Source organism: Methylobacterium sp. OAE515 (genome assembly GCF_041806315.1).
Lineage (GTDB): Bacteria > Pseudomonadota > Alphaproteobacteria > Rhizobiales > Beijerinckiaceae > Methylobacterium > Methylobacterium tardum.
In genome coordinates this window covers 4,584,689-4,607,197 of sequence record NZ_JBGMUV010000001.1, presented here as the reverse complement: position 1 = coordinate 4,607,197, position 22,509 = coordinate 4,584,689, and the positions used below count along the sequence as shown (strand labels likewise).

General features: G+C 68.5%; 31 protein-coding genes and 1 tRNA gene. 19 read left to right on the top strand and 13 right to left on the bottom strand.

Annotated features, from left to right (window positions below; genetic code table 11):
* Positions 1-8: 8 nt before the first annotated feature.
* The 14 genes from ABIE45_RS22410 (at position 9) to ABIE45_RS22345 (ending at position 7,834) form a co-directional block, all read left to right on the top strand.
* Positions 9-623, top strand: a complete 615-nt coding sequence (locus ABIE45_RS22410) for a hypothetical protein (protein WP_192708261.1) — start codon at positions 9-11, stop codon at positions 621-623.
* A 17-nt stretch (positions 624-640) separates the two neighbouring features.
* The gene (locus ABIE45_RS22405) at positions 641-1,012 is read left to right on the top strand and encodes a hypothetical protein (RefSeq protein ID WP_192708262.1); all 372 of its coding nucleotides are present in this window, start codon (positions 641-643) and stop codon (positions 1,010-1,012) included.
* Positions 1,009-1,671, top strand: coding sequence for a hypothetical protein (locus tag ABIE45_RS22400; protein WP_192708263.1), 663 nt, complete (start codon positions 1,009-1,011; stop codon positions 1,669-1,671). Before ABIE45_RS22405 ends, ABIE45_RS22400 begins: the two co-directional genes overlap by 4 nt.
* The gene (locus ABIE45_RS22395) at positions 1,668-2,261 is read left to right on the top strand and encodes a hypothetical protein (protein WP_192708264.1); all 594 of its coding nucleotides are present in this window, start codon (positions 1,668-1,670) and stop codon (positions 2,259-2,261) included. Before ABIE45_RS22400 ends, ABIE45_RS22395 begins: the two co-directional genes overlap by 4 nt.
* Positions 2,262-2,270: 9 nt before the next feature.
* The gene (locus tag ABIE45_RS22390; RefSeq protein WP_192708265.1) at positions 2,271-2,786 is read left to right on the top strand and encodes a hypothetical protein; all 516 of its coding nucleotides are present in this window, start codon (positions 2,271-2,273) and stop codon (positions 2,784-2,786) included.
* A gap of 1 nt (position 2,787) precedes the next feature.
* On the top strand, positions 2,788-3,168 hold the full coding sequence (locus tag ABIE45_RS22385; protein ID WP_192708266.1) for a hypothetical protein: 381 nt from the start codon (positions 2,788-2,790) through the stop codon (positions 3,166-3,168).
* Positions 3,169-3,190: 22 nt separating this feature from the next.
* Positions 3,191-3,439 carry a hypothetical protein gene (locus ABIE45_RS22380; RefSeq protein ID WP_192708267.1) on the top strand — a complete coding sequence of 83 codons (249 nt, stop codon included), beginning with the start codon at positions 3,191-3,193 and terminating at the stop codon, positions 3,437-3,439.
* Between the two features lie 133 nt (positions 3,440-3,572).
* Complete coding sequence (locus tag ABIE45_RS22375) at positions 3,573-4,022, top strand: DUF5662 family protein (protein WP_209578353.1); 450 nt, start codon at positions 3,573-3,575, stop codon at positions 4,020-4,022.
* A gap of 41 nt (positions 4,023-4,063) precedes the next feature.
* Positions 4,064-4,897: a hypothetical protein gene (locus ABIE45_RS22370; RefSeq protein ID WP_192708268.1), complete on the top strand. Its 834-nt coding sequence runs from the start codon at positions 4,064-4,066 to the stop codon at positions 4,895-4,897.
* Positions 4,898-4,901: 4 nt separating this feature from the next.
* A complete protein-coding gene (locus tag ABIE45_RS22365; RefSeq protein WP_192707466.1) occupies positions 4,902-5,381 on the top strand; it encodes a 3TM-type holin in 480 nt (159 codons plus the stop codon).
* A 3-nt stretch (positions 5,382-5,384) separates the two neighbouring features.
* Positions 5,385-5,918: a hypothetical protein gene (locus tag ABIE45_RS22360; protein ID WP_192708269.1), complete on the top strand. Its 534-nt coding sequence runs from the start codon at positions 5,385-5,387 to the stop codon at positions 5,916-5,918.
* Positions 5,915-6,175 carry a hypothetical protein gene (locus ABIE45_RS22355; protein ID WP_192708270.1) on the top strand — a complete coding sequence of 87 codons (261 nt, stop codon included), beginning with the start codon at positions 5,915-5,917 and terminating at the stop codon, positions 6,173-6,175. Before ABIE45_RS22360 ends, ABIE45_RS22355 begins: the two co-directional genes overlap by 4 nt.
* Positions 6,162-6,707 carry a hypothetical protein gene (locus ABIE45_RS22350; RefSeq protein WP_192708271.1) on the top strand — a complete coding sequence of 182 codons (546 nt, stop codon included), beginning with the start codon at positions 6,162-6,164 and terminating at the stop codon, positions 6,705-6,707. The genes ABIE45_RS22355 and ABIE45_RS22350 overlap by 14 nt, the downstream gene beginning before the upstream one ends.
* A gap of 953 nt (positions 6,708-7,660) precedes the next feature.
* The gene (locus tag ABIE45_RS22345; protein ID WP_373622537.1) at positions 7,661-7,834 is read left to right on the top strand and encodes a hypothetical protein; all 174 of its coding nucleotides are present in this window, start codon (positions 7,661-7,663) and stop codon (positions 7,832-7,834) included.
* A 106-nt stretch (positions 7,835-7,940) separates the two neighbouring features.
* Here ABIE45_RS22345 and ABIE45_RS22340 read toward each other — a convergent pair whose 3' ends face one another.
* Positions 7,941-8,216, bottom strand: coding sequence for a hypothetical protein (locus ABIE45_RS22340; protein WP_192708273.1), 276 nt, complete (start codon positions 8,214-8,216; stop codon positions 7,941-7,943).
* A gap of 212 nt (positions 8,217-8,428) precedes the next feature.
* On the opposite strand from ABIE45_RS22340, the gene ABIE45_RS22335 reads away from it, so the two are divergent.
* The 5 genes from ABIE45_RS22335 (at position 8,429) to ABIE45_RS22315 (ending at position 11,744) form a co-directional block, all read left to right on the top strand.
* Complete coding sequence (locus ABIE45_RS22335; protein ID WP_192708274.1) at positions 8,429-8,746, top strand: hypothetical protein; 318 nt, start codon at positions 8,429-8,431, stop codon at positions 8,744-8,746.
* Between the two features lie 290 nt (positions 8,747-9,036).
* On the top strand, positions 9,037-9,465 hold the full coding sequence (locus ABIE45_RS22330) for a hypothetical protein (protein WP_192708275.1): 429 nt from the start codon (positions 9,037-9,039) through the stop codon (positions 9,463-9,465).
* Positions 9,466-9,474: 9 nt separating this feature from the next.
* Positions 9,475-9,990, top strand: coding sequence for an ImmA/IrrE family metallo-endopeptidase (locus ABIE45_RS22325; protein WP_192708276.1), 516 nt, complete (start codon positions 9,475-9,477; stop codon positions 9,988-9,990).
* A 7-nt stretch (positions 9,991-9,997) separates the two neighbouring features.
* Positions 9,998-11,077, top strand: a complete 1,080-nt coding sequence (locus ABIE45_RS22320; protein WP_192708277.1) for a beta family protein — start codon at positions 9,998-10,000, stop codon at positions 11,075-11,077.
* A 427-nt stretch (positions 11,078-11,504) separates the two neighbouring features.
* Positions 11,505-11,744, top strand: coding sequence for a hypothetical protein (locus tag ABIE45_RS22315; protein WP_192708278.1), 240 nt, complete (start codon positions 11,505-11,507; stop codon positions 11,742-11,744).
* Positions 11,745-11,952: 208 nt separating this feature from the next.
* Here ABIE45_RS22315 and ABIE45_RS22310 read toward each other — a convergent pair whose 3' ends face one another.
* The 12 genes from ABIE45_RS22310 to ABIE45_RS22255 all read right to left on the bottom strand — a co-directional run bounded on the left by ABIE45_RS22310 (position 11,953) and on the right by ABIE45_RS22255 (position 22,138).
* Positions 11,953-12,138, bottom strand: a complete 186-nt coding sequence (locus ABIE45_RS22310; protein ID WP_192708279.1) for a hypothetical protein — start codon at positions 12,136-12,138, stop codon at positions 11,953-11,955.
* On the bottom strand, positions 12,135-12,338 hold the full coding sequence (locus tag ABIE45_RS22305; protein WP_192708280.1) for a hypothetical protein: 204 nt from the start codon (positions 12,336-12,338) through the stop codon (positions 12,135-12,137). The genes ABIE45_RS22310 and ABIE45_RS22305 overlap by 4 nt, the downstream gene beginning before the upstream one ends.
* Before the next feature lie 76 nt (positions 12,339-12,414).
* A complete protein-coding gene (locus tag ABIE45_RS22300; protein ID WP_192708281.1) occupies positions 12,415-12,600 on the bottom strand; it encodes a hypothetical protein in 186 nt (61 codons plus the stop codon).
* 158 nt (positions 12,601-12,758) lie between these two features.
* Positions 12,759-12,833 (bottom strand) — tRNA-Thr (locus ABIE45_RS22295).
* 102 nt (positions 12,834-12,935) lie between these two features.
* Positions 12,936-13,370: an NUDIX hydrolase gene (locus ABIE45_RS22290; RefSeq protein ID WP_192708282.1), complete on the bottom strand. Its 435-nt coding sequence runs from the start codon at positions 13,368-13,370 to the stop codon at positions 12,936-12,938.
* A 216-nt stretch (positions 13,371-13,586) separates the two neighbouring features.
* Positions 13,587-15,143 carry a heme biosynthesis HemY N-terminal domain-containing protein gene (locus ABIE45_RS22285; protein WP_192708283.1) on the bottom strand — a complete coding sequence of 519 codons (1,557 nt, stop codon included), beginning with the start codon at positions 15,141-15,143 and terminating at the stop codon, positions 13,587-13,589.
* Between the two features lie 125 nt (positions 15,144-15,268).
* Complete coding sequence (locus ABIE45_RS22280; RefSeq protein ID WP_192708284.1) at positions 15,269-17,464, bottom strand: translation initiation factor 2; 2,196 nt, start codon at positions 17,462-17,464, stop codon at positions 15,269-15,271.
* Between the two features lie 105 nt (positions 17,465-17,569).
* The gene (locus tag ABIE45_RS22275; protein WP_192708285.1) at positions 17,570-18,277 is read right to left on the bottom strand and encodes a uroporphyrinogen-III synthase; all 708 of its coding nucleotides are present in this window, start codon (positions 18,275-18,277) and stop codon (positions 17,570-17,572) included.
* Positions 18,278-18,280: 3 nt separating this feature from the next.
* Positions 18,281-19,156: an aldose 1-epimerase family protein gene (locus tag ABIE45_RS22270; RefSeq protein ID WP_192708286.1), complete on the bottom strand. Its 876-nt coding sequence runs from the start codon at positions 19,154-19,156 to the stop codon at positions 18,281-18,283.
* A gap of 82 nt (positions 19,157-19,238) precedes the next feature.
* Entirely contained in the window at positions 19,239-20,990 is a 1,752-nt protein-coding gene (locus tag ABIE45_RS22265) for an ABC transporter ATP-binding protein (RefSeq protein WP_192708287.1), read from the bottom strand.
* Positions 20,991-21,069: 79 nt separating this feature from the next.
* On the bottom strand, positions 21,070-21,351 hold the full coding sequence (locus ABIE45_RS22260) for a hypothetical protein (protein WP_373622536.1): 282 nt from the start codon (positions 21,349-21,351) through the stop codon (positions 21,070-21,072).
* A gap of 100 nt (positions 21,352-21,451) precedes the next feature.
* A complete protein-coding gene (locus tag ABIE45_RS22255; RefSeq protein ID WP_192708289.1) occupies positions 21,452-22,138 on the bottom strand; it encodes a DNA-binding protein in 687 nt (228 codons plus the stop codon).
* Between the last annotated feature and the right edge of the window lie 371 nt (positions 22,139-22,509).

Genomic DNA, 22,509 nt, shown 5'->3' with positions numbered 1-22,509 from the left:
GCCTGCTCATGCGCTACGCTCGCATCCACGACGGCGCCGTCGCCGAGATCATCAGCCTTCCGGACGACGTGGAGGTGGCCGACGCCTTCCATGCCGATATCGCGGCAACGCTCGTCGCATGCCCCGACACCTCGGTCGGCGAGGGCTATGGCTACGCCGTCGACGCGAAGGGCAAGGTGACGTTCACGCCTCCGGCGCCTCTGGTCGATGCGCCGGTAGATCTCCCCGCCTTCAAGGCCGGCCTGAAGGCCCAGATCGACGCCGCGGCGGAGGCGCTGCGCCTGACGCTCATCACGCCCGGCTCCGGTCAGGCGATGGAGTACCAGGAGGCCTATGCGCAGGCGCGGGCTGCCCTGCAGGCCACCGGCGACGTGAACGCATCGGATTACCCGATGCTGGCGGTCACCATCGGCGTCGATATCGACCCGCAGACCAAGAAGCCTGCGACCGATGTGCTGGGCGTCGCGCGCTCGGTCAAGGCCGCCTACGAGGCCTACCTCCAGGCCGGGGCGGCGATCCGCGGTGCCCGGCTTCTGGCCAAGGCCGAGATCGAGGCCGCAGCCGACGCGGAGCTCGCGCAGGCGGTGTTCGCCGCGATCAAGTGGCCGACCTTCACCGCCTGACGATCTGAGGCTCGCGCATGTCGACGACGCCCGCTCCCGCGCCGATCGCGATCAGCCGCTACGTCGGCTACGCGTGGCGCATCCCGGCTCAGATGACCGATCTCGACGGCGCGCCGCTCGACATCTCCACGTGGACGATCGCGGGCGAACTCTACGTGCCCGATCAGCTCGCGCCGTCGCCGATCGCCGCCCGGAACATCGACGTCGCGACGGCCTCGTTCGAGTTCTATCTCGCGCCCGAGCAGACGAAGGACATCATCCCGCATCGGCTGGACAGCCGCGGCTATCCTTGCCGGATCATGGTGACCTACACGGATGCCGAGGGCGAGACGTACCCCTACGGGCTGATCTGCATCCTGCCGCTCGATCCGCGGACGTTCGTGCCATGAGCCGCGTGGTCGGTCTTCTGCGCACCGAGGATCCGGTCGTGCTGCGCTTGGCTGAGCAGCCGCCCGCAGCGCTTCGGGTCACGGATGCGCCGGTTCGGCTTGCGCTGACCCCGGTGCCCTCGACGCTTCTGGTGACGGATCAGCAGGGTCCGCCCGGGCCGGCTGGCCCGCAGGGCGGCCCCGGCGACTACGGCTACATCCGCTACGACGAGATCACGGCCACGCCGATCATGCTCGTGCCGGGTGAGCAGAAGCCGTTCACGCTGACCGCGCCGCTGATGATGGCGAACTCGCTGCGCGGGCCGTTCACAGACTTCTCCTTCCTTGACCCGGATGGCTGCACCGTCCGGGCGCGGGCCGATGGTGATAGCTACGACATCCGCGTGCGCTTCTCCGTCGTGGCGCAGATCGCGGAAGGCGCCTTCCAGACCAACTTCTTCGTAATCGGCAATACCAGCGGGATCCAAGGCGCTGCCGCCACGCGAGCCCGCACGCTAGTCGCCCCAGCCGGCACGTCGGAGCGGGTCGACGAGCTGTTCCAGGTCTTTCCTGGCTCAGGCTTCAAGAACAACGGCGCCCTCGTCATGGTGCAGTCGTCGGTGCCCTGCGTCGTGAGCCCCGAGAGCCTGTTCGTCCGGCCGACGGTAGCCGCAGCATGACAGCGGTCTTCTTTGATACGAACGCCCTCTACATTGAGGGGTATCGGGACAGCTTCACGGCAGGGTCCTTGACCGCCGATTTCACGGCGATCGGCGTCGGCATCCGCGTGCTTCACGGGGCGGACTACATCGTCAACGACGCGTGGGAGAACTACGCGCGGCTGGACGGCAGCGCCTTCGCATCGGCCGACGAGCTGATGGCCTACCTGCTGAGCGAGTTCCAGAAGCGTCGGCTGATCAACCTCCTCTCCGACCCCTACATCGCCGCAGCAGACCTCGGCGGCCACCGCGTGGTCTGCGCCGTCCCGGGCGGCGTCGACCTCGCCTCCAGCGACGATGCGGAACGGGCCGGCGCGGTGATCGGCCTGACGACTGCCGCTGCCGTGGCGGGCACCGCCATTCCGGTGGTGACCCACGGTCCCGTCGCCGAACCATCGTGGTCGTTCGCGCTCGGCCCAGTATTCCTCGGCCTCGACGGCCTTCTGACCCAGGATCCGCCCGCCACCGGCTGCGTCCTGCGGATCGGCCGGGCCACGGCGCCGACCGTCCTCCTCGTCGACCTCGACGAGCCGTACTTCCTCGCAGTGTAGGAGCCGCGCATGCCCGCAAAGACATTCGCCCGCCGTGTCGCCGGTGTCTGGCGCGAGATCCTGGGGACGGTCGTCTCGGCCGGCGCCGCCAATGCCGGCGACATTCCGGCCCTGGACGATACCGGCCACCTCGATGCGTCGGTGATGCCGGTCGCCTACGGTGCCGACGTGAAGGTGCTGCCGGCCACCGAAGCCCTGTCGGCCGGCAACCTCGTGTCCATCTGGAACAGCAGCAACACGGCGTCCGTGCGCAAGGCCGACGCGACCGCCGAGGGCAAGCCCTGCCACGGCTTCGTGCTCGATTCCGTCGCGTCCGGCGCGCAGGTCACCGTCTATTTCGGGCGCAAGATCACCGGGCTCACGGGCATCGTGCCCGGCCAGCGGTACTACCTCGACACCACGGCCGGCGGCTTCACCGCGACGCCGATCAGCGGCGCGGGCAAGATCGACCAGTTCATCGGCGAGGGGATCTCCACCACAGAGATCGGCTTCGAGCCCGACGACTACGTGGTGAAGGCGGCCTGAGGTGACCCAGCGCCGGCCCGTCTGCCGGATCGGCGGCGTCTTGAAGGAACTGCCGCTCGGCGACAAGCCGGCTGGCTCCTGGGCGAAGGCGATCAGCGTGCCGGCGGGCGGTACGGTGTCAGCCACGATCCCCGCGGGTTTCTTCGCCGCGCTGCCGGTCATTCGGCACACGATTCAGGCCACCGGCACACGCGACTACGTCTTCCGGCTCTCGGGCCTGACGCTGAACGCCGACAAGACGATCACCGTGACCGGCATCGTCCGCGAGTCCCGCACCATGCCGGCGGTCATCTCGCTGCTGAGCAGCCTCGCGAACTACGACCCGTTCCAGCCCGCCACGACGGCGCTGACGCTGCACCTGTCCGCCGAAGAGAGCGACTGACGCCCGCCGACTGGAGCCGTCCATGACCCGCTTCCTCGCGGCGCTGGCGCACGCCTGCGCCTGCTCTCCATTCACGCCTGGCGCGCCGCCCTGCACGTGGGTCGACTACGTGCTGGGACTGCTAATCGTGATCGCGGCTGGCGCCCTCATCGTCGGGTGCATCGCCGCCGTGATCTGGCTCCTCGGCTTCCCGATCGGGCCGCTCCTCCGGAAGTACGGGCAGACGTGGGCGGTGATCGGCGCCCTCGGGCTCGCCGGCACCGTGCTGTGACCCGCGCGGGCCGAGGCTCAGCCCAGGCGCCGCTCCTGCGTGCCGGTCTTCATTGAGCGCGGTGGCCCCGTCTGGATCTGCGCCCGGCCGCCGCGCGGGCGCTGACCCTTCCTCCACAACCCGAGAGGCGATCATGGCCGAGGTTTACGACAGCCGAGCGGAGACGCTCGCGCACATCCATCGCGTCCGGGACTTTCTCGGTGCCTTCGCTGCGGAGATGCTGGAGCGCGGACGGGTCCACGATCAATCGAAACTCGGTCCCGAGGAGAAGCCGTTCTTTGATCGTGAAACACCTAAGCTGAAGGAGCTGACGTTCGGCTCCGACGAGTACAAGGCCAGCCTCACTCGGCTCGGTGAGGGCCTCAAGCACCACTACGAGGCCAACACCCATCATCCCGAGCACTATGCCGATGGCGTGGCCGGCATGGACCTGTTCGACCTCGTGGAGATGTTCTGCGACTGGCGCGCCGCCGCCGAGCGGAACGCGAACAAGGCGGTCAATCTGCCGATGTGTGTCGACCGGTTCGGGATCGAGCCGCAACTCGCGGCCATCCTGAAAAACACCATTGACCGCCTGGGCTGAAGCTCGGGTCGCATTCCCTCCCTACAGCCTGAGAGACCACCATGGCCGCGAGCCTCGACCGCAGCGCGTTCTTCGCGGCTGCGCGCAAGAACCCGTTCCCGATGGCCCTGACGCAGGGGCAGGTCTCGGGAATGTCTGCGATCCTCGACGCCTGCCCGCCGGATCTCGGCAGCCAAGAACTGGCCTACTGCCTCGCGACCGCCTTCCACGAGACAGCCCGCACCATGCTCCCGATCAAGGAGATGGGCGGTGAGGCCTACTTCCGGCGGATGTACGATCCGCAGGGCGACCGGCCCGCGACGGCGAAGACGCTGGGCAACACGGTCCCGGGCGACGGCGCCAAGTTCTGTGGGCGCGGCTACGTCCAACTCACCGGCCGGGCGAACTACCGTCGGGCGACGGGCGAGCTGCAGAACCGGGGCTATCTGGACCACAGCCTGGACCTGACCGCCGCGCCCGACATGGCGATGACGCCGGACATCGCGGCGCCGGTCATGTTCCTCGGGATGGCCGAGGGCTGGTTCACCGGCAAGAAGCTCGCCGACTACTTTGGGCCCGGCAAGCTGCCCGACCCGGTCAACGCGCGCCGGATCATCAACGGGACCGACAAGGCGTCGACGATCGCCGCCTACTACGACGCGTTCGTGAAGGCGCTGAAGGCTGCCGGGCACGCCCCGGGCGGCGTGGTTGCGTCTGCGCCTGTCGTGCCGGTCACCGTCGCTCCGGTGCCGCCGCTCGTCACCCCTGCACCACGCCGTGCCGCCGATCCGCCGGTAGCTGCGCCCGCTCCCGCGCCGGCCCCGAAGAAGCCCGGCCTGTTCAGCCGACTCCTCGCCAATCTCCGCACCAACATGCCGCCCGCGAAGAAGGACTGACGCTATGGCCGCCGGAATCATCGGAGCTCTCACCGCTGCCCCCGCGGTAATCGAGGGCATCACCAACATCATCGGCCGCTTCATCCCGGATCCAGGGCAGCAGGCGCAGGCCGCGATCGAGATGCAGAAGCTCGTCGCTGATCGCGAGGCCGCGGTGGCGCAGTCCGCCGCCGAAATCGCCAAAGCCCAGGCCGAGACCAACACGGCCGAGGCGCAGAATCCGTCGCTGTTCGTGGGCGGCTGGCGCCCGTTCGTCGGCTGGGGCTGCGGCGTCGGCCTGCTTTACGTGGCCCTTGTGCAGCCGCTCCTCGCGTGGCTGACGGGCATCATGAACGCCGCGCTCTCCATCGGCATCCCCATGCCGCCGGTGCCGCCGTCGGAGGTACTTATGACCGTGCTCACCGGCATGCTCGGGATCGCGGGGCTGCGTTCCTACGACAAGGTAAAGGGTACCGCCGCGCCAGCGATCGCGCCGAAGCGCTGAGCCGTGGAGCACATCCTCCTCGCCGCGGCCGATGTCCCGACCGGGATCCCGACTGGCATCCCCCCCGCGGTCAACGACGCGGCTTCAAAAATCGTCGCCGAGGGCGGCGTTACCGGCGCCCTTCTGGTTCTTGCCCTTGCGGCGATCGCGATCCTCGCCTGGATCGTCGTCTGGTGGCAGCCGAAGCAGCACAAGGCCGCCCTCGAGAAGCAGCAGCAGGAACACGAAGAGGACCGCGACGCGTGGGACGAGCGGCATCGCGCCATCTCGGACCAGCGGATCGCCGAAATCCGCGAGGTGATGACGGCGCTCAACAACAACACGGGCGCGCTCAACGTCATCTCGCAAACGCAGGCTGACAGGACGGCCTCGATGGAGCGCTTGGCCGCAAAGCTCGGCGAGCTCGTCCAGCACGTAGCCAACCTGGAGCGGCTCAACGGCGAGCACGCGCGTGGCATCGACCGCAATCACGAGGTGCTCAGAGCCATCGCTTGGTCCCTCGGCGGCAAGGGGCAGAGTCTCCCGGGGCCGCCATGATGGGGGCGCTCAAGATGCTTCAGCAGTGGCTCACCACGCCGAAGTCGGCTCGCCCGACGCGCCGGGGCGGACCGCCGCCGGTTGTACCGATTGAGGCGGGCTCAGCCTCGGTTAGCAAGGCCCGCCAAGCCAACGACCGCGCCGCGTTGGGCCTCGTGTTGACCTCCGGGCAGGCGATGTCGGCCGAGACCCGGATCCAGGCGACGATGTCCGACATGCTCAGGAAGATGGACAGGGCGCACGATGCAGTGGATTAGGGACGTCCTGTTCAGCCGGTTCTTCTGGCTCTTCGTCCTGCTGACGATCGGATTCGGGCTCGTTGCCCACGCGACGCCACCGGACGATCTCGGCGAATGCGTTCGGGTCTTCATCCTCTCGGCCGCGGCCATCGCCTTGGTGACCTACTGGCCGAACGCCATGCGGGCGATCGCCGGCCGGCGGTGGCCGGACCCATCGAACCGTGGCGTGATGGGGGTCTTCCTGCTCGCAATCGGTTCGGTCGGGACGGGGATCTTCGGCGGTCTCTGGCGGTTCGGTGGCTTCCAGAACTTCGTCGTCAACAACGCGGTGAACTACTACTTCATCACGCTGGCCGGCGTTGGCTTCATGCTGATGGTGAGCGCGCCCAACCTGTTTGGCGAGGGCGTGCCGCCCAAGGAGCGCATCCTGCTCGGCAGCAAGTGGGTGATCGCGCTCAGCCTTGTGCTGGTGCTGGCCCTGACCCAGCCTGACCTGCGATGGCTGGTCGAGAAGCTCCGACCCTGGCTCGACCGGGAGCCACGGATCTGACCGGAACCGCGCAGCCTCCCGCGCGTAGACGGGCCATCAGTCCTCTCAACGAACCACCTCGAACCGCCCGGCTCCGGCCGAGGCGGTTTTTTCGTACCCGCATTCCGGTGGCCCGCCGCTTGCGAAGCCCGGGCTCCTCCCGACTTCAGCCCCACCGGCACCGCCGCGCGGGGCTTTTTCGTGAGCTGATCCGTCTAATGGCGCGCCGAGAACGGTTATGAGTACGGCGCTGCGGATATTACGCTCTCATCACGGGTTGTCTGGGTTCGAGTGAATTGGAGAACTCCCGTGAAGAAGCTCCTGCTTGGCGCATGCGCCTTAGCCCTATCATCCTTCGTGATGACACAGACGACCACGCCCGCTGACGCGCGTTCACGTCATATGAAGTCGGCCAAGCGTACCGGAGCACCTATCACGAACAACACTGGCGGGCGTGGTCCGGCAAGCTCTGCTGCCGGCGGCAATGCAGGTCAGCCGTCACGCGGTTCGCGGTCGACCGGCAGCGGCGGGGGCAGTAGCAGCGGTGGCGGCGGCTAACCTTCCCCAAACTCAGCCGCTGGCACGACAGGACACGGCGAGCATCGTCCCGACATTCTTTGCCCGCCCGGTTCGCCGGCGCGGGCTTTTTCCTGCGCGCTGTCGCGATCTATTAACCGCTTCGCGCGACGCTTCCTCTCGCGATCAGCTGAAGGGGCTGAGCGGCGGCAGAGCAGCATCGTGGCCGTTTTCGACGGTCGGTCTCGGTGCGGCCTCGCTGGCGCAGTCGCGTAAAGCCCGCCCGGGTCCCATCCGGGTGGGCTTTTTCGTGCGCGGAGATGGAGCGATATCTTCACCATCCGGGGCGGACGAATGGATCGACGCGGGATTACGCCCGTTCAAGGCACATGGGCCAGCGTGCGCAGACGCTACAGGACTTCCTGACGTCCAGCGCATCAGCGGTGGCCGAGCTGCCCGTGACAGACTTCGTTCGCCGCTGGCGTATGCTCACGGGCGAGCCGCCGGCCGTCCTGCTCGCCTCGCGCACCGAGATGCTGGCACTTCTCGTCGAGAGCACGCCCGCCGCGCCACTCGAGCCGCAGGTCCCCACCTGGGACGATCGCGAGCTGGATGCTGGCACCGCCCGGTAACCGCCGGCCGGCCATCCTTGTCTCGAGCCAAGTTGCGTATCGGCTCGGCTCACGCTGGTGAGATCAGACCTTACGCGCCGAGCTCGCAAGGAATCGGAAACCGTCGTTAGTTGACCTTCTCAGGAAAAGGCGGCCAACGGTGTGAAAGGTCGGTGCCGCGAGCAAACTCGAACGAAAATACGAACTCACGAAGGACGCCCGGTTCGTCGATTTCTTTCGTCAGTTTAATCTTGAGCGTTTTCATCACTGGTAGCAGCGTGTCCGGCGGATACACTTTGTAGGCCCCATCCTGACGCGCGAGCCGCTCCTCGCCCTTTGCGAAGTCCTGCACAAGGTAGAACTCCACCGCGATCAGCGGTGACCGGTCCTGAAGCTTATCCATTCGTTCTTCTCGCAGCCAACCGCTACGTCCGCAACCGGTCCCGAGCGGCTGGCAGCCATGGTGCTAATCGTCAACTCACACGCTGGTGAGATCGGACGCTCCCCCGCCTGGCTCATCGGCGCGGGCTGTACCGCGCACGTGCCGGTAGGACGATATTTACCCAGTAACGAGGCAGCGAGGATCCGCGTAGCGCGGCTGTAGTTACCTTTGCCATGGACACCTTCGCGCCGTCGTCGACCGATCGCGTTCTGCCTAAGGTGACGGCGCTTGCCCGCATGCCGCCCGCCGAGTTCGTCGCGCGCTGGCGAGCCCTCACGGGGGAGCCGCCAGCGGCTATGCTGGACGACCGGTTCCAGATGTTGGTGCTCTTAGTCAAAAGCGTTCCGGCGTCACCACCCAAGCTGGAGGCAGAGACCGAGCTTTACGATCCTGCCCGGTGCAATGCCCCGTCAGATCCGCTTTCGTCCGACGCGCTGCCATCCAACATTCTGCCGTTTCTTCCCCGAGCCGCCCGCTCCCCCGCCCCGTGAGCAGATCGGGGCGGGGCCGAGCGCATTACCTGCCGAGCGAAGGGCCAGTCCTCGCGGCACGGTTCGACTGGCAGCAGCGGGACGTGACCTACCTGCCGTTCGCTATTCCTAGCCCGCCGCGGCCACTGCTCGACCGAAGCCCGCTCTGAATTCGGCTAGCTGTTGCCTAGGCGGGCTCGCTTCAGAGAGCCTATTGGGTTAGGCGCTCCCCCCTCGCTTGGCCTACGGCTTGCGGAGTACGAATCAAGAACATAGAATCTTGTCGAGATGCCCAACGCCCGGACGATACAGTGAAGCTTCTGATTGGAATCGTTTCGTTCATCGCCGGCCTCGTTGCCTGCTACGCGCTGTTCGCGTTTGGCATTTTGCAGCGTGTCGGTGCGATGCAAACAATTTCAACTGATGCTTCGCAGAATATGTCAACGTATCTCAGCTTCGTCAGCGTAATGCTGACAGCAGTGACAGTTGTTCTCGCTGCCCTTGCCATCGGTATTGGCATCATCGGCGCCTACACGTTTTCAGGATTGAAAACGGAAGCTAGATCTACTGCACAGGCTACTGCGAGAGAGATCTCTGAGCTTACCGCTAGAGATATATCCGCTGATGCTCTTTCCGAGGTGAAAATCAAGCGGATTGTTGAGGCATATCTTGGCGTTTATGTTCGGGAGCGAGACCAAGCTGCCGAGTGGGGCACTGAAGTCGGCGGATCGGAAGAATAGGAGGGAAGGATGACCTCGAAAGAGATGCTGCGCGTTGACCCGGTCAAGCGCTCGATAATTGAACGGCACCTTGCGCGAATTCCTGTAAAGCTTGGCGACCTCGCTAAGGAGTTGGGCGTAAGTACCGTCAAGGTCTCCAGCATGCGCACCGGCGTCTCTGGGCAAGTTTCAAGAGAGGGCAGTGATTACGTAATTCGGGTCAACCGCAACGAGGCAAGGGAGCGTCAGAGATTTACGATTGCTCATGAGCTGGCACACTATCTGTTGCACCGCGATTTGATTGATACCTCTTCCGAGGGCATCACAGACACTGTGCTGTATCGGTCTGGTGCGTCCGAGCAGGTTGAGTTTGAAGCGAACAGGTTGGCCGCAGATATCGTGATGCCGCTCGCCGTTGTGGATGATATGCTCAAGGCTGATTATCAGGGGGTCGTAACCGAAGCGACTATCGAGGATCTTGCCGCCCGATTTGGCGTATCGAAATCGGCAATGGAGTTGCGCCTTGGTAGGGTCGCCGGAGCATAGGCAGTCAATGGCTTTAGAAAACAAGTCATATGTTCCAACTCTGGCCGTTCGTCCGAGCGAGATGAACGGCCTAGAATTTTTGCCGGGTATAGCTAAAGATCGAATGACGCCATGCTTTTTGCTGGCACCTTGGGCGAATTCTGCGACGCTCGAACGAACGCTCGTGCGTATCGACCGCGCCTACCCCAACAGATCATATTTTTTGGACATCGACCAGGCGTATCTTATCACGAATCAAGAAAATGAGCCGCAGCGTCAGCTTTCGCTATTGAAGGACGGTACGGGCGCATTCGCAAACTGGACAGAGTTTGTGCGCGAACACGATCATGTCCTGCCGTGCTTACAGACAAGGGGGCTAACAAAGTCGGAGATCCGCGCCCAAATCGAAGCGTTTCAGCATATGGGCAGATCGTACTGTGTGCGAATTTATCGTGAGCGATTTCCCGGGAATTTTACTGATATTATTGGTGCGTTAACTGACGTAGGCTCGGCAGATTTTACTGTAATTCTTGAAGGTGGCTGGGTTTCTGATCCACTTAGCTTGGCCGCATGGTTTTCTGGTATTCTCTCGGCTGGCCTATCTGAAATTGATGCATCTGTACCGATTGTAGTTTCGTGCACGTCAATCCCGAATATGTTCACCGAATTTGTGGGAAGAACTCCGACAACACTCCCGTTCAATAATCGGGTTCTCGTGGATCAAGTTGCAAGATCAAGTAACAGGCAGAGAATAATTTACGGTGATTGGGGTAGTACGCGGCCGCGGCAAGAATCCGGATTTGCTAGTAGACCGCTCGATCGAGTTGATTACCCTACAGACAATGCTTGGTTAATCGCTCGAAATAAAGATTTGAATTGGAATTTCCGCAATGCTGCCCTTGCGATAACTGCAAGCCCTCAATGGAATGGCTCGCTTGGCATTTGGGGCGAGGAGATGATTTCAAATACAACAATTAATCAGGCTCTTGGCATTGACACGCCGCAAAAAAACGTCGCATCTCGCGTAAATATTCATCTCTATCGGCAGTCGTTCTTTGGTCTGCCCCCGCTGCCGCCAGCGGCCCTGGACGAAGAATGGGAAGACTGATGTTTGCACGGGCCACGCGCTCAATCTTGTATGCGTGGCCCGTTGAGCTTGGAAGTGCTGACTGCCGTACCGTCCGTCTCCATCCGCAAGATCTTCATCCCTGACGCCGTCGAAGCTTCTCAGCGATACACCCGTCAAGTACACGTCGTACTCGCGGCCGAGCCTGTCGATCTGCGATGATGGAATTACGGCCGAGCTACGACCTCTGCCGCAATGGCTCGACCGGATCGTGTTCGACCGCATCTCCGGCTCCCGGACGAAGACCGGGCAGACCTGGGGGCCGCCGGTGTGGGAGTTCGCGGCGCGTGCTCGCTGAGGCGCCGGTGGCACGTGTCTCGCTCGGCAACGCATAAGTCTGTCCGAAACTGGACCGAACAACCGTCATGAGCATGGGTTTGCCCACTATGGAGCCAAGACGGAGGCGCGGGTGCCGCGATACTTCTTTAACGTCCACGATGGCCGGAGCGAGCTCGATACCGAAGGCACTGAGCTGACCAGCGATGACGCTGCGCAGTTCACGGCCACGCAGCTCGCCGGAGAACTCCTGAGGGACGAGGCGCATCGGCGAAAGCTGGGCGGCGCTTGGCACCTTGAGGTTCTGAACGAAGCTGGCGCGAACGTCTGCAGTGTCGATGTGCGCGTCAGCGTCCCCGTCGCGGGTGGTTGAGGGTAGAGTCCGCCATGCCGTTCAGCGGGGGCACGCCCTCGGCCTCGTTCCCGCGCTGGCAACCCGTGCATCTCCAGGTCCATGTGCCGTTCTGCGGGCCGCCGTCGATGCGCCGGATGCAACCGACGTGCTGGCCAGCGTCCTCGGCCACGAAGTCATGGTGCGTGTCCGGGAAGGTGCGACGCTACTCGAAGGTCATAGCCGCGTTCTACTGAATGCGCGCGGGGCTATTCGTCAGCCGAACGTACCTTGCGGGCTTCAACAGACGCGCGGCCGTCACCCAAACGCTATCGTTGATCAGCCAGTGCTCAGACGTACCGTCCGGCTCGACGCTGTGACCACGGGCTCGGAGCGCCTCGACGGCCTCAAGGATCGGATCGGCGTCGTCGGTCATGCGGACGCGATGATCATGCGCTGGCGGGCTACTTCGAGACGCTCCCCGTCCCTGTGCACCGGCATGTCGGCGTAGACCTGCTCGACGATCAGCCGCGTCGCCGCCTCGTCTAGGCCGAGCCCGCGCGCGAACCCGTCCAGGCGCCGCATCATGTGCTGGATCGCGGCGCGCTCGTGCGTGGGTTCGGGATCATCGCTCATGGCTTCGTCGTTCGGCGCCGAGGTCGTGGTGGGTGTCTGGGAACGTGCGGCGCCACGTGAAGGTCATGGCCGCGCCTTACTGAATGCGCGCCGGGCTATTCTTCAGGCGAACGTACTCTGCGAGCTTTAACAGACGCACGGCCGACACCCAAACGCTATCGTCGATCAGCCAGCGCTCAGACGTTTCGTCCGGCTCGACGCTGTGGCCGCGGGCTCGGAGCGCCTCAACGGCCTCGGGAATCGTGTCGTGGGGCTCGCTCATAAGGCGAGGCTACCGCGGGCAGGGGAGGGGCGTCTATGCGAGCGGAGCGCGAGTGCGGCGGCCCAGGAGTGAACCCGAAGACGGGTTCTCCGAAGCGCCCGAGGTTCTCGCGAACCTCTGAGCACTTCCTAAGTTGCTATCTAAGTTATTGAATTTGCTGGTGCTGCGAGAGAGGATTGAACTCTCGACCTCTTCATTACCAATGAAGTGCTCTACCACTGAGCTACCGCAGCAGGTGGCCGGGGCGCCCCCGCGGGGGGCGTGTCCGTCCGGCTGAGTGGGGCCATAACGGATCGCCGACGCGTTGGCAACGCCGCGTTGCGCATCCGCGTGCTTTACGTGCGGCACGCAGCGCGAATGATGGCGGCGAGCCCCGGCTCGGACACAGCCTCGGCCGCCTCCGCAGGCGTGAACCAGCGCAGCTCCCGCTGATGCTCCTCGGGAAAATGCTTGAGCTGCTTGCGCACCTTGAGCGGGAACACCTTCACCTGACACAGGACCGCGTCGAGGTTCTTCAGCCGCTTCTGATAGAGGTAGTGGCCAATCGGCCGCTTGCCGACCGCACCGCGCAGGCCCGCCTCCTCGTAGGCCTCCCGGGCGGCGGCCTGGAACGGCTTGCGGCCCTTCATGGGCCAGCCCTTCGGGATGACCCAGCGTCGGCTCTCCCGCGACGTCACGAGCAGGATCTTGGGCTTCCCGTCCCGCCCGAGCCGAAACGGCAGGGCGCCGACCTGCCGCCGCGGCTCGTTGTCGTCGTCGAGAAGCGTCACGGCCGCACCGCGCCGCGCGGCATCCGCGTGGAATCCGACCGGGGCGGGGACGTGTCCGGGGCGGGTACGGTGCGGCGGATGATCTAACCCTCGGTTGGTGACGCTACGCACAAGCTACACGGTACCGTGAGTCCGGCAACTCATAGTGGCTAAACCGAACACAACGAACCTCTGTTCGCGGCGTCGCAGCAGCACCCTGCGCGCCGGGCAGACCGGTCATCCGATCTTGCGCACGGCGCGCTCGGCCCCGGAGGCCGGCAGCGCGGCGGCCGCCATGCCGGCCGAAACGGGGTCCGACCCGGCAGCCTTGTCCCCGCTCATGGGGGCCGGCACGAGGGTCGGCAGCGGGGCCGCCTTCGATTCGCTCGCGTGTCGATCCGTTACGCTTGCGCGCGGCGGGTTCAGGCCGTCACTTGGACCGGCCGGCGCCAGGACGGGCGCGGCGGGCTTGGGCTCCGGCTCCGGATCCACGGCGGGCGCGGCCACCAAGGTGTTCGGCGGCTCGCGCCACGCGAACGCGTCGAGACGTCCGGTGACCGGCGAGACGGGGGCCCAGGTGTCGGAGGCGACGCCGTCGGCGATCCAGACGGGATCGCGCGGCGCCCGGGCGGCGCGGGCGAGCCACTCGCGGGCCTGCCCGGAAGCGGCGCCGTGCTCGGCCTCCTCGATCGCCGCCATCATCAGGCAGGCGCGCACGGTTGGGCGGTCGGCGAGAAGCGGCTTCGCGGCTTCGCGGGCGCGACCGTAATCCCGCGCGTCGAGGGCGGCCTGCGCCACGGCGAGTCGGGCCTCCGGATCCCAGGAGGACAGCTTGGCCAGGGTCTCGGCCCGGGCGAGGCGGTCGCGAACCGAATCGCCGGGCCGGAGGCCGAGATAGACCTTGGCGAGATCGGGATGCGGGTTGGCCTTCCAGGCCGCCTCGACGATGCGGGCGGCCTTCTTGAGGTCGCCGCGGCGGGCGAGGAGCCGGCCGGCGATGCAGGCGGCCGGAACGAGGTCGGGCGCGAGCTTGACCGCCTGCAGCACGCGCTCGGCGGCCAGTTCCGGTTCGCCGGCCTCGCGCTCGCCCGCGATGGCCGTGAGGAGGACGGCCCTCTGACGGCGGGCACTCGCCTTGTCGATCAGGCCCAGGGAGGAGCGCCGCTCGATGGTCTCCAGGGCCGCGGCCCAGTCGCCGTCGGCGCTCTGCGCCTCCAGCAGCGCCTCGTTGGCCCAGGTGACGCTCGGAGCGAGGCGCGCGGCCTCCGTGGCGTAGGCGCGGGCGGCGGTCTCGTCCTCCCGGCGCCGGGCCTCCACGAACAGCCCGCGCAGGCCCAGCACCCGCGTCTCCGGATCGTCGACCATGCGCTGGAAGGCGCTCTCGGCGGCGTCGCGGTCGCCGGAGATCTGCGCCGCCTGCGCCTTGAGCAGCAGGGTCAGCGGCTCGCTGCCGAGGAGGCGCTCGGCGTCGCCCGCGTAGCGGCGCGCCGCCAGCGGATCGCCCGAGCCGACCGCCACCATGCCGCGGGAGAGGGCCGAGAGCCCCTTGGCCCGGCGCCGCTCCGCGGAGCCCCGGACCAGGGCCTCGGGCAGGCTGATCACGCCGCGCACGATCGCCCAGAGCAGACCGAGAACGATCGCGGCCGCGATCACGCCGACGAGGGCGACGGCCAGGCTGGTGCCGATCTGGTAGCCGTTCCAGACGACGGTGACGGTGCCGGGCCTGTCGGCGATCCAGACCGCGCCGAAGGCGGCGAGTGCGAGCAGGGCCAGGAAGGCGAGGGCGCGCCACATGGGGTCAAAGTCTCCTGTCGACGGCCGCCTGGCGGCCGCCGCGGGGTGCGGGAGAGGCGGGGCGCCTGCGCGCCCGCCCGGAGAGGTTGCAGCCGCGCACGGCGCGGGTCGGGACCGTCACAATCCTATCGTCCCGGTGCCGCGGCGGGCGCGGCCGGCGCCGCCGCATTGCCGGCCGGCAGGGCCTTGAAGGCGGTATCCAGCAGCGTCCGCGCGGCCGTCTCGGCGGTGGCCCGCGCCTTCAGCTTGGCGCCGAAATCGCCCGCCTCGTCCTGCGCCGCGGCCGGCAGGGCCGCGAAGGCCGCATCGGCCGCCGGCAGATCGCCGCGGTCGAGGGCGGCCTGAACCTTGGCTTCCGGATCGTCGGGGGCCTCGGGGGCCGGCGCGTCGACCTTGCGCACCTGCACGATGCCGTCGGCCATGCTCAGGAGCTTGGAGCGGAAATCGCCGGTCTCGGCCGCGCTCCTGGCCCGCTGCGCCCGGCTCTTGGCGGCGATCCGCTCGCCGATCGGGCGGAAGCCGTCGGCGAGCTGGCCGGCCGTGGGGGCGCCCGATCCCGCGAAGGGCGCGAGCGCCTTGGTCTGCGCCTCGGTCGCCGGATCGAGCTTGCGCAGGGTGGCCAGCGGCTCGGCATAGGGCATCCCGGATTCCAGGGCGGACACCACGCGATCGGCCGCGACCACCCTCAGGGCGGCCTGGACGGTCCCGACCTCGGCGCGCTGGGCGACGCTCTTGTCGAGCGCGGCGATCTGATCGGCCTGCTCCTGCAGACGCCGGTCGACCGCCTTCGCGGCCTCGGCGGCCTGAGTCTGTCCGGCCTCGGCGGCCGTGCGGCTCGCCTGCGTGGCGGCCTGAACCGCCTCGGTGGCGGCCTTCACCCGCGCGTCGAGATTCTGCTGGAGCGCATCGAGCCGCTGACCGAGGGCGGCGTCGGCATCGGCATTCGCCTTCGTCTTCTGCTCCACCTCGCTCTGCAGCGCGGCGACCTTCTTGGACGCGTCTTCGGCCGCCGTCTTGTTCGCGCCGTTCTCTTCCAGGGCCTTCAGGCGCGCATCGAGGTCGGCGACCTGCTTGGTGGTGTCCTGGAGCGCGTTGAGCTTGGCCCCCGCCGGCTGGTCGCGGCCGGGCTCCTGGCCGGGCTCCTCCTGAAGGGCGGCCACGCGCTGGTCCAGGCTGTCGAGGCGCGCCACCAGGTCGGCCGGGATGGACTGCGCCTGCCCGGCCGCTTGCCCGTCCGTCGGAGCCGCGGCCGGCGTCGGTGCACCCGACGCCTTGTCGAGCGCCTGCTTGGCGGTTGATTCGGCGGAGGCGACCCGCTTGTGGAGAGCCGCGAGGGCGTCACGCGGGGCGAGCCCGTCGAGGCGCTTGTCGAGGGAGGCGAGCTGGCTGGACAGCCTCTGGTCGAGGGCGTTCAAGCGCGGATCCGGCCCGATACCGGCCTTCTCGGCCCCGAACAGCAGACCCGCCCCGATCACGCCGCCGAGCAGTCCGGCCGCCGCGATCGAGCCGAACCCGGCCCGGGCGCGGGCTGCGGGCGGGGTCACCGGCGGGGTCGTGGCCTTCGACGCATCAGCGGGAATCGGTCCCCTCGGCGGCTCCTTGGCCGCATCCTTGACGCCATCCTTCGACGGCTCCTTGGCGCCGGGCGTCGGGTCGGGGACGCGCTTGGCCTTCAGGTCGATGATGGGCCCGGCCGTCACGGCACTCGCGGCCGCCGCGCCGGCGGCCGCAGCCGCAGGTCCGCCCGGCCGGTTGCCGGGCTGCGGGCCGGAACCGGGCTGGCCCACCTTCGGCGGCTCGGCCTTGGTGGCGTCAGGCTTTGTCGGATCAGGCTTCGCGCCGGTCGCGGCCTTCGCGGCATCCGACGACGCGGAGGTCGGGCCGCCCGCCTTGGCAGGTTCGATCTTGCCCGGATCAGCCTTGCTCGGATCGACTTTGCCCGGTTCTGTCCTGACGGCGTCGGGTTTTGCGGCCGCCGGCTGGGCGCCGGTGCTCCCCGCCGGCTTCGGGGCGTCCGCGATGACGGTCCCGGAACCCGGCTTGGTGGTCTCTGGCTTGCCGGTCTCGGGCTTCACCTCGGTCGTGCCCGGCTTGGCGGCCACCACCGGCTCGGTTGCCGGCTTGGGCGGCGTGCCGGCACCTGGATTCGGCTTGGCGCCTTCCGAGGGCCCCGGTGCAACCGGCTTTACGCTGGCGGCCGGGGAGCCCGCGGAGCGGTTGTCCGTCGCGGACGGAGTGCCCTGACCGGGCTTCGCGGTCACGGGGTCCGGCTTCCGGCCGCCGGGGCCGGGCTTGTCGGCGTCGCTGGGCGGTGGCGTCACGGGCAAGTCCTCCAACTCTACGGCGTCGCCGCGCCCCCCTAGCACCGCGGCGGCCTCCGGCGCGAGGGCGAGATACGGCGGCCCGGTCTCCCTGTCACCGCACGGTCAGGTGCGGCTTGGCGTAAGGGCGTCGAGCAAGTCCGCTTCACGCGGGCGCGCCGCCACGAAATGGATCGGGACGCCAACCGCTTCCAGAGGGGCGGCGACGTCCACCGACAGGCAGTAATGCTTCAGGGCGCGGAAAGCTCCGCCGTGACCCGCAGCATCCGCCAAGGCGAGGGCGACGGCGGCGCTGCGCCGGGAATAGTGGAGGGCCGCGTCGAGCTGGCCGGACGCGAGCGCGCCGTCGGCCGCATCGGGCAGGGCGGGCAGGGCCTCCGCGGCGTAGGCCACGACGGTCGCGATCCGGAAGCCGGCCGCGACCAGCGTCGCCGCTGGCTCGGGCTTGCGCTCGGCGCCGGCCCTGTGGAGCAGGCGCGCGCCCAGCGGCAGCAGGCCGGCCGCGAGCGCGGCGAGCCCAGCCGCGTCGCCCGGCCCCTCGCGCACCGGCCCGAGCCCGGCCTCCGCGGCCAGCGCGGCCGTCCGCGCCCCGACCGCGAAGACCGGCAGGCCTCGCAGGGACGCGGCCTCCCGCGGCTCCGGCACCGCGTTGGCGCTGGTCAGGAGCAGGCCGTCGAACGGGCCGTCGGGCGGGACGGCGCCGGTCGGCCGCACCACGAGCACCGGGGCCACGAGCGGCGCGTGGCCGCGCGCCGCAAGAGCCGCGCCGGTGCGCATCGCACCGGGCTCGGGCCGCGCCACCCAGATGCGCAACGATCAGCCTTCCAGTGTCAGGCGGACACCGTGGCGCGCCTCGGCGCCCGGGGCGAGCAGGCGTTGCGCGTCACGCTCCGTGAGATCCCCGGAGAAGCCGGCCCAGTCGGCGTAGCCCGTCCAGCATTCCAGCGACAGGAACGGCGCCGTCGGCTTGGTCCAGACCGCGAGATGCGGGAAATCCACCATCTCCATGCGGATCGCCTTGCCGGGCCCGGTGAAGCGCATCCGGCGGCTGCGGGCGTTCCGGATCACGAAGGCCTCGGTGAAGATCGCCGGGTCGAGGGGCAAGGTATCGCCCGCGAGCGGGATCGGCTCCTCGTCGCGCAGCAGCAGGCCGCCGGGGCCGACCTGCGGGGCGAAGGGGCGCTCCGCCTGCTCGAATTCCACCGCGTAGCCGCCGTCCCGGGCGCGGATGCCTCCCGCGAAGGGCCACGGGAAGGCCGGATGGAAGCCGAGGGCGTAGGGCAGGGGCACGGAGCCGGGATTGCCGACGGTCACGTCGAGATCGAGTCCGCCCGGCCGCACCCGGGCGGCGACGTCGAGCCGGAAGGCGAACGGGTAATGCGCCCGGGTCTCAGGCCCGTCGGTCAGGCGCAGGGTCACGGCATCGGCACGCTGCTCGATGACTTGGAAAGGGAGGTCGCGGGCGAAGCCGTGCTGGCCCATCGGGTAGCGCGCGGCGCCGACCTTCACGTGGCCGCCGGCCGAGGCGCCGACCACCGGGAAAAGCCAGGGGGCGTGGCGGTTCCAGTGCTCCGGGTCGCCGCTCCAGAGATACTCGGTCCCGCCGATTCGCCAGGAGACCGGCTCGGCGCCGTGGGTCGAGAGCGCGGCGGTGGTACCGTCCGGGGCGGTCAGGTCGATGCGCGTGCTCACAGGGGTCTCCCGCTGATCCTCGGAGAGCCGAGGTAACGGATGCGGGGCAGGGGGCAAGGGCCGCCTCTCATCGGGCCGCGCCTCATGCGGCCGTGCCGAGTCCCGGCAGCACCGCCTCGGGCGGCCCGGAGGCGACGAGCCGTCCGGCCTCCAGCACGTGGACCGCGTCGGCGCCCTCCAGGGTCGAGAGGCGGTGGGCAATCAGGATCAAAGTCCGCCGGCCCGACAAGGCGCGCAGTGCCCGCATCACCGCCGCCTGCGTCTCGTCGTCGAGAGCCGAGGTCGCCTCGTCGAACACGATCATGTCCGGGTCGTGGTAGAGCGCCCGGGCGATGCCGATGCGCTGACGCTGGCCGCCGGACAGCCGCGCGCCCCGCTCCCCGACCCGCTCACCGTAGCCGTGCGGCAGGGCCGCGACGAAATCGTGGGCGCCGGCGAGCCGTGCCGCCCGCTCGACCGCCGCGAGGTCGGGCGCGTCGAGACCGAGGGCGATGTTCTCCGCCACCGTGCCGTCCACCAGGAACACCTCCTGCGGCACGTAGCCGATCCGGTTCTGCCAGGCCGGCAGGGTGGCGGGATCGAGGGCGACGCCGTCCACGGTGATCCGCCCCGCGCCGGGGCTCAGCACCCCGAGGAGCAGGCCGGCGAGCGTCGTCTTGCCCGAACCGGTGCGGCCCGCGAGCCCGACCGTGGTGTTGACCGGGATCGTCAGGTCGATGCCGGCGAGCGCCGGCCGGCCGGTGCCGTAATCGAAGCCGAGCCCCTCGATCCGGATCGCCGTCGTGAACGGCAGCCGCTCCGCGGTGCGGGGCTGGGGCGCCCGCTCGTCGGCGAGCTCGTCGACGATCGCCCGCACCGCCGGCAGGGTGAAGCGCATCAGCGCCACCGAGGTGAAGATGTTCTGGAAGGCCGGGAGCATCCGGTAGCCCGCGAAGGCGAACAGGCCGAGCAGCGGCAGGATCCCGGCCACGTCCAGGCCCTGCGCCAGCGCGAACAGCACCACCACGATCACCCCGCCGAAGGCCAGGGCCTCAATGACGAAGCGCGGCATCTGGCCGGTGAGCTGGCTTGCCGCTGTGGCGATCGCGTAGGCGCGCGCCGGGGCGTCGAACCGACCCGCGAAGGCCTCCGCGCGCCCGTAGAGCTTCAGCTCGGTGAGCGCCCCGAAGGTCTCCTGGACGATGCGGAAGCGCGCCTCGTTGTCGGCCACCGTCCGGGCGCCGAGCCGGGCGAGGCGGGCCCGCATCACCATGTAGATCCCGACATAGAGGCCGCCGAAACCGCCCCCGAGGATCAGCGCGAGCTGCGGCGCGTAGGCCAGCAGGAAGGCGATCACCGCGAGGGCCGAACTCGCCCGCGAGGCGAGCACGGTGGCGGGCGTCAGGGCGCCGATCACCAGCCGGTCGGTCTCGGACAGCACGTTCTTGGCGAGCTCGGCGCTGTTGGCCTGCGTGAAGAACAGCCGCTCCCGGTCGAGGTAGCGGAACAGCAACCGCCGGCTGAGGCTGTAGCCGGCCAGATGGGTGAAGCGGAGCTGCGCGTAGGTCAGCCCGGCATTGACCAGGGCCGTGACCAGGATCGCCGCCAGCGCCGCACCGCCGGTCACCAGCAGGAAGCTGCGCTCGTCGGCGAGCCCGAGGAACGCCCGGGTCTGCGCGAGGTAGGGGATGCGGGTCGCCGCCGACGGGTCGCCGACCAGCGTCAGGAACGGGATCACCGCGGCGACCCCCACCACCTCGAGAAGGGCCGCCACGGCGAGGCCGAGGGCGATCAGGGCGAGGCGCCGCCGGTCGGGGGCCCGCAGGGCGCGGACGAGGTCGATCAGCGCGCGCATGGCGTCGGACAGGTCGGCGGGGCGGCTCGCATGGCGGGCCCGGGCTTAAGGGTGCCGCCCCGGCCTGTCCACGCCGGGCTCAGCCGAGCTTCTTGAGCGAGCCGAGATCGACATCGCCGTCCTGGCTGGCGAAGGTCAGCGTCTTCGAGGACCCATCCGCCTGCGACACGCCGCCGATCCGGTGGTCGCCGCTGTCGTAGGTCGAGACCTTCCCGTCGCGCTCGATCAGCAGGCGCTTCTTGTCGGGGAAGACGGCATATTTCATCCCGTTCTGCGCGCCGCTGGTCGCGGGCTCGCCGAGATCCTTCGGCCACCAGGGCTCCATGCCCTTCATCGGCTCCATGGGCTTCATGGGTTCCATCGGTTTCATCGGCTCCACTGCGCCACCTCCTGCCGGCTGAGAGACAGGAGGACGCGGCAGGGCGGGAAGGGTTGCATGCCGCCCCGCCCCCGGCGGGGGATCACACCGGCGGCCGCGCGGGCGCGGGCTTCTCCCGGACCTGCCCGTCGAAGCCGACATGAAGCTGATGCTCGCGCCCATCGCGATCCTTGGCGGCGACCTCGAGATGGCGCGGGCCGCGGCCGGTGACGCGCACGTCGCTGTAGCCGGCCGCCTGCACGGAGGCCGTCAGGGCGGGCAGGTCGGGCTTCGGCCCGAGGCCGATCCGGTCCTTGGCCCAGTCCAGGCTGCCCATGGCCGGACCGCCGGCCGGGCCGAGCACGATCGTGCGCCCGTCGCCATGGGTCAGGACCCGGGCGTGCAGGAAGCCCGTCTCGAACCGGCCCTGCACCGTGACGGCCTCGCCCTTGGCGACGAGCTTGCCGTCCTCACCGTCGCGCCCGGTCTCGACCAGGGCGCGACCGGTCGGATCCTGGACCACGAACTTGTTGCCGAAGATCTCGGCCACCGTACCCTTGATGGCGGTCGCCCCGGAGGGCGCCAGCGCCTGGATCGCCACCGGCTCGACCGGCGTCGGCTGGAAGAACGTCCCCTGCGCCAGGGACAGGCCCACCGCGCCCATCGCGAGCGGGGCCGCCAATGCACCCACCACCCAGGTCCGCCGGGGGATCGCCCGGCGCGCCGAGCCAGCGGGCTCGGGATCGCGGATTTCCCGCGCAGTGCCGTCGATCGTCTTGTCGTCGCTCATGGTTCGGTCCTTCGAGAGGTCCGGATCCGTTCGATCCGATGCCCCTTCGTAAGGCGCCCCCGGCAATCCGGACTGAACCGCCCGGTTCAGCCCCGGTTAAACCCGGCCGCCTAGAGCGTGACGCACGGAACCCGTGCGAACGCAAAGACTTGGCAGCGCGGGCTGATGTTGGTCGGCTGGTTGGAGCCTGCACGCGTCCCCTAGGCCGGGCCGCATGAGAACACGACGCCAAGGCCCAATCCGGGTTGGATTTGCCGCCGCGACATGGTGGCAAGGCGAGAGGAACCAGATGGCTTTGCCACCGCCATCTTTGCGAGCGGAGCGCAGCAATCCAGCTGGCGCCACGTGTCCTGGTGTCGCTCTGCCCTGGG

Excerpts from the sequence above, each read along its gene's own strand:
- ABIE45_RS22410 (WP_192708261.1), top strand. The coding sequence starts at position 9 with ATGCGCTACGCTCGCATCCACGACGGCGCCGTCGCCGAGATCATCAGC.
- ABIE45_RS22405 (WP_192708262.1), top strand. The coding sequence starts at position 641 with ATGTCGACGACGCCCGCTCCCGCGCCGATCGCGATCAGCCGCTACGTC.
- ABIE45_RS22400 (WP_192708263.1), top strand. The coding sequence starts at position 1,009 with ATGAGCCGCGTGGTCGGTCTTCTGCGCACCGAGGATCCGGTCGTGCTG.
- ABIE45_RS22395 (WP_192708264.1), top strand. The coding sequence starts at position 1,668 with ATGACAGCGGTCTTCTTTGATACGAACGCCCTCTACATTGAGGGGTAT.
- ABIE45_RS22390 (WP_192708265.1), top strand. The coding sequence starts at position 2,271 with ATGCCCGCAAAGACATTCGCCCGCCGTGTCGCCGGTGTCTGGCGCGAG.
- ABIE45_RS22380 (WP_192708267.1), top strand. The coding sequence starts at position 3,191 with ATGACCCGCTTCCTCGCGGCGCTGGCGCACGCCTGCGCCTGCTCTCCA.
- ABIE45_RS22375 (WP_209578353.1), top strand. The coding sequence starts at position 3,573 with ATGGCCGAGGTTTACGACAGCCGAGCGGAGACGCTCGCGCACATCCAT.
- ABIE45_RS22370 (WP_192708268.1), top strand. The coding sequence starts at position 4,064 with ATGGCCGCGAGCCTCGACCGCAGCGCGTTCTTCGCGGCTGCGCGCAAG.
- ABIE45_RS22365 (WP_192707466.1), top strand. The coding sequence starts at position 4,902 with ATGGCCGCCGGAATCATCGGAGCTCTCACCGCTGCCCCCGCGGTAATC.
- ABIE45_RS22355 (WP_192708270.1), top strand. The coding sequence starts at position 5,915 with ATGATGGGGGCGCTCAAGATGCTTCAGCAGTGGCTCACCACGCCGAAG.
- ABIE45_RS22350 (WP_192708271.1), top strand. The coding sequence starts at position 6,162 with ATGCAGTGGATTAGGGACGTCCTGTTCAGCCGGTTCTTCTGGCTCTTC.
- ABIE45_RS22340 (WP_192708273.1), bottom strand. The coding sequence starts at position 8,216 with ATGGATAAGCTTCAGGACCGGTCACCGCTGATCGCGGTGGAGTTCTAC.
- ABIE45_RS22335 (WP_192708274.1), top strand. The coding sequence starts at position 8,429 with ATGGACACCTTCGCGCCGTCGTCGACCGATCGCGTTCTGCCTAAGGTG.
- ABIE45_RS22325 (WP_192708276.1), top strand. The coding sequence starts at position 9,475 with ATGACCTCGAAAGAGATGCTGCGCGTTGACCCGGTCAAGCGCTCGATA.
- ABIE45_RS22320 (WP_192708277.1), top strand. The coding sequence starts at position 9,998 with ATGGCTTTAGAAAACAAGTCATATGTTCCAACTCTGGCCGTTCGTCCG.
- ABIE45_RS22310 (WP_192708279.1), bottom strand. The coding sequence starts at position 12,138 with ATGACCGACGACGCCGATCCGATCCTTGAGGCCGTCGAGGCGCTCCGA.
- ABIE45_RS22305 (WP_192708280.1), bottom strand. The coding sequence starts at position 12,338 with ATGAGCGATGATCCCGAACCCACGCACGAGCGCGCCGCGATCCAGCAC.
- ABIE45_RS22300 (WP_192708281.1), bottom strand. The coding sequence starts at position 12,600 with ATGAGCGAGCCCCACGACACGATTCCCGAGGCCGTTGAGGCGCTCCGA.
- ABIE45_RS22285 (WP_192708283.1), bottom strand. The coding sequence starts at position 15,143 with ATGTGGCGCGCCCTCGCCTTCCTGGCCCTGCTCGCACTCGCCGCCTTC.
- ABIE45_RS22265 (WP_192708287.1), bottom strand. The coding sequence starts at position 20,990 with ATGCGCGCGCTGATCGACCTCGTCCGCGCCCTGCGGGCCCCCGACCGG.
- ABIE45_RS22260 (WP_373622536.1), bottom strand. The coding sequence starts at position 21,351 with ATGGAACCCATGAAGCCCATGGAGCCGATGAAGGGCATGGAGCCCTGG.
- ABIE45_RS22255 (WP_192708289.1), bottom strand. The coding sequence starts at position 22,138 with ATGAGCGACGACAAGACGATCGACGGCACTGCGCGGGAAATCCGCGAT.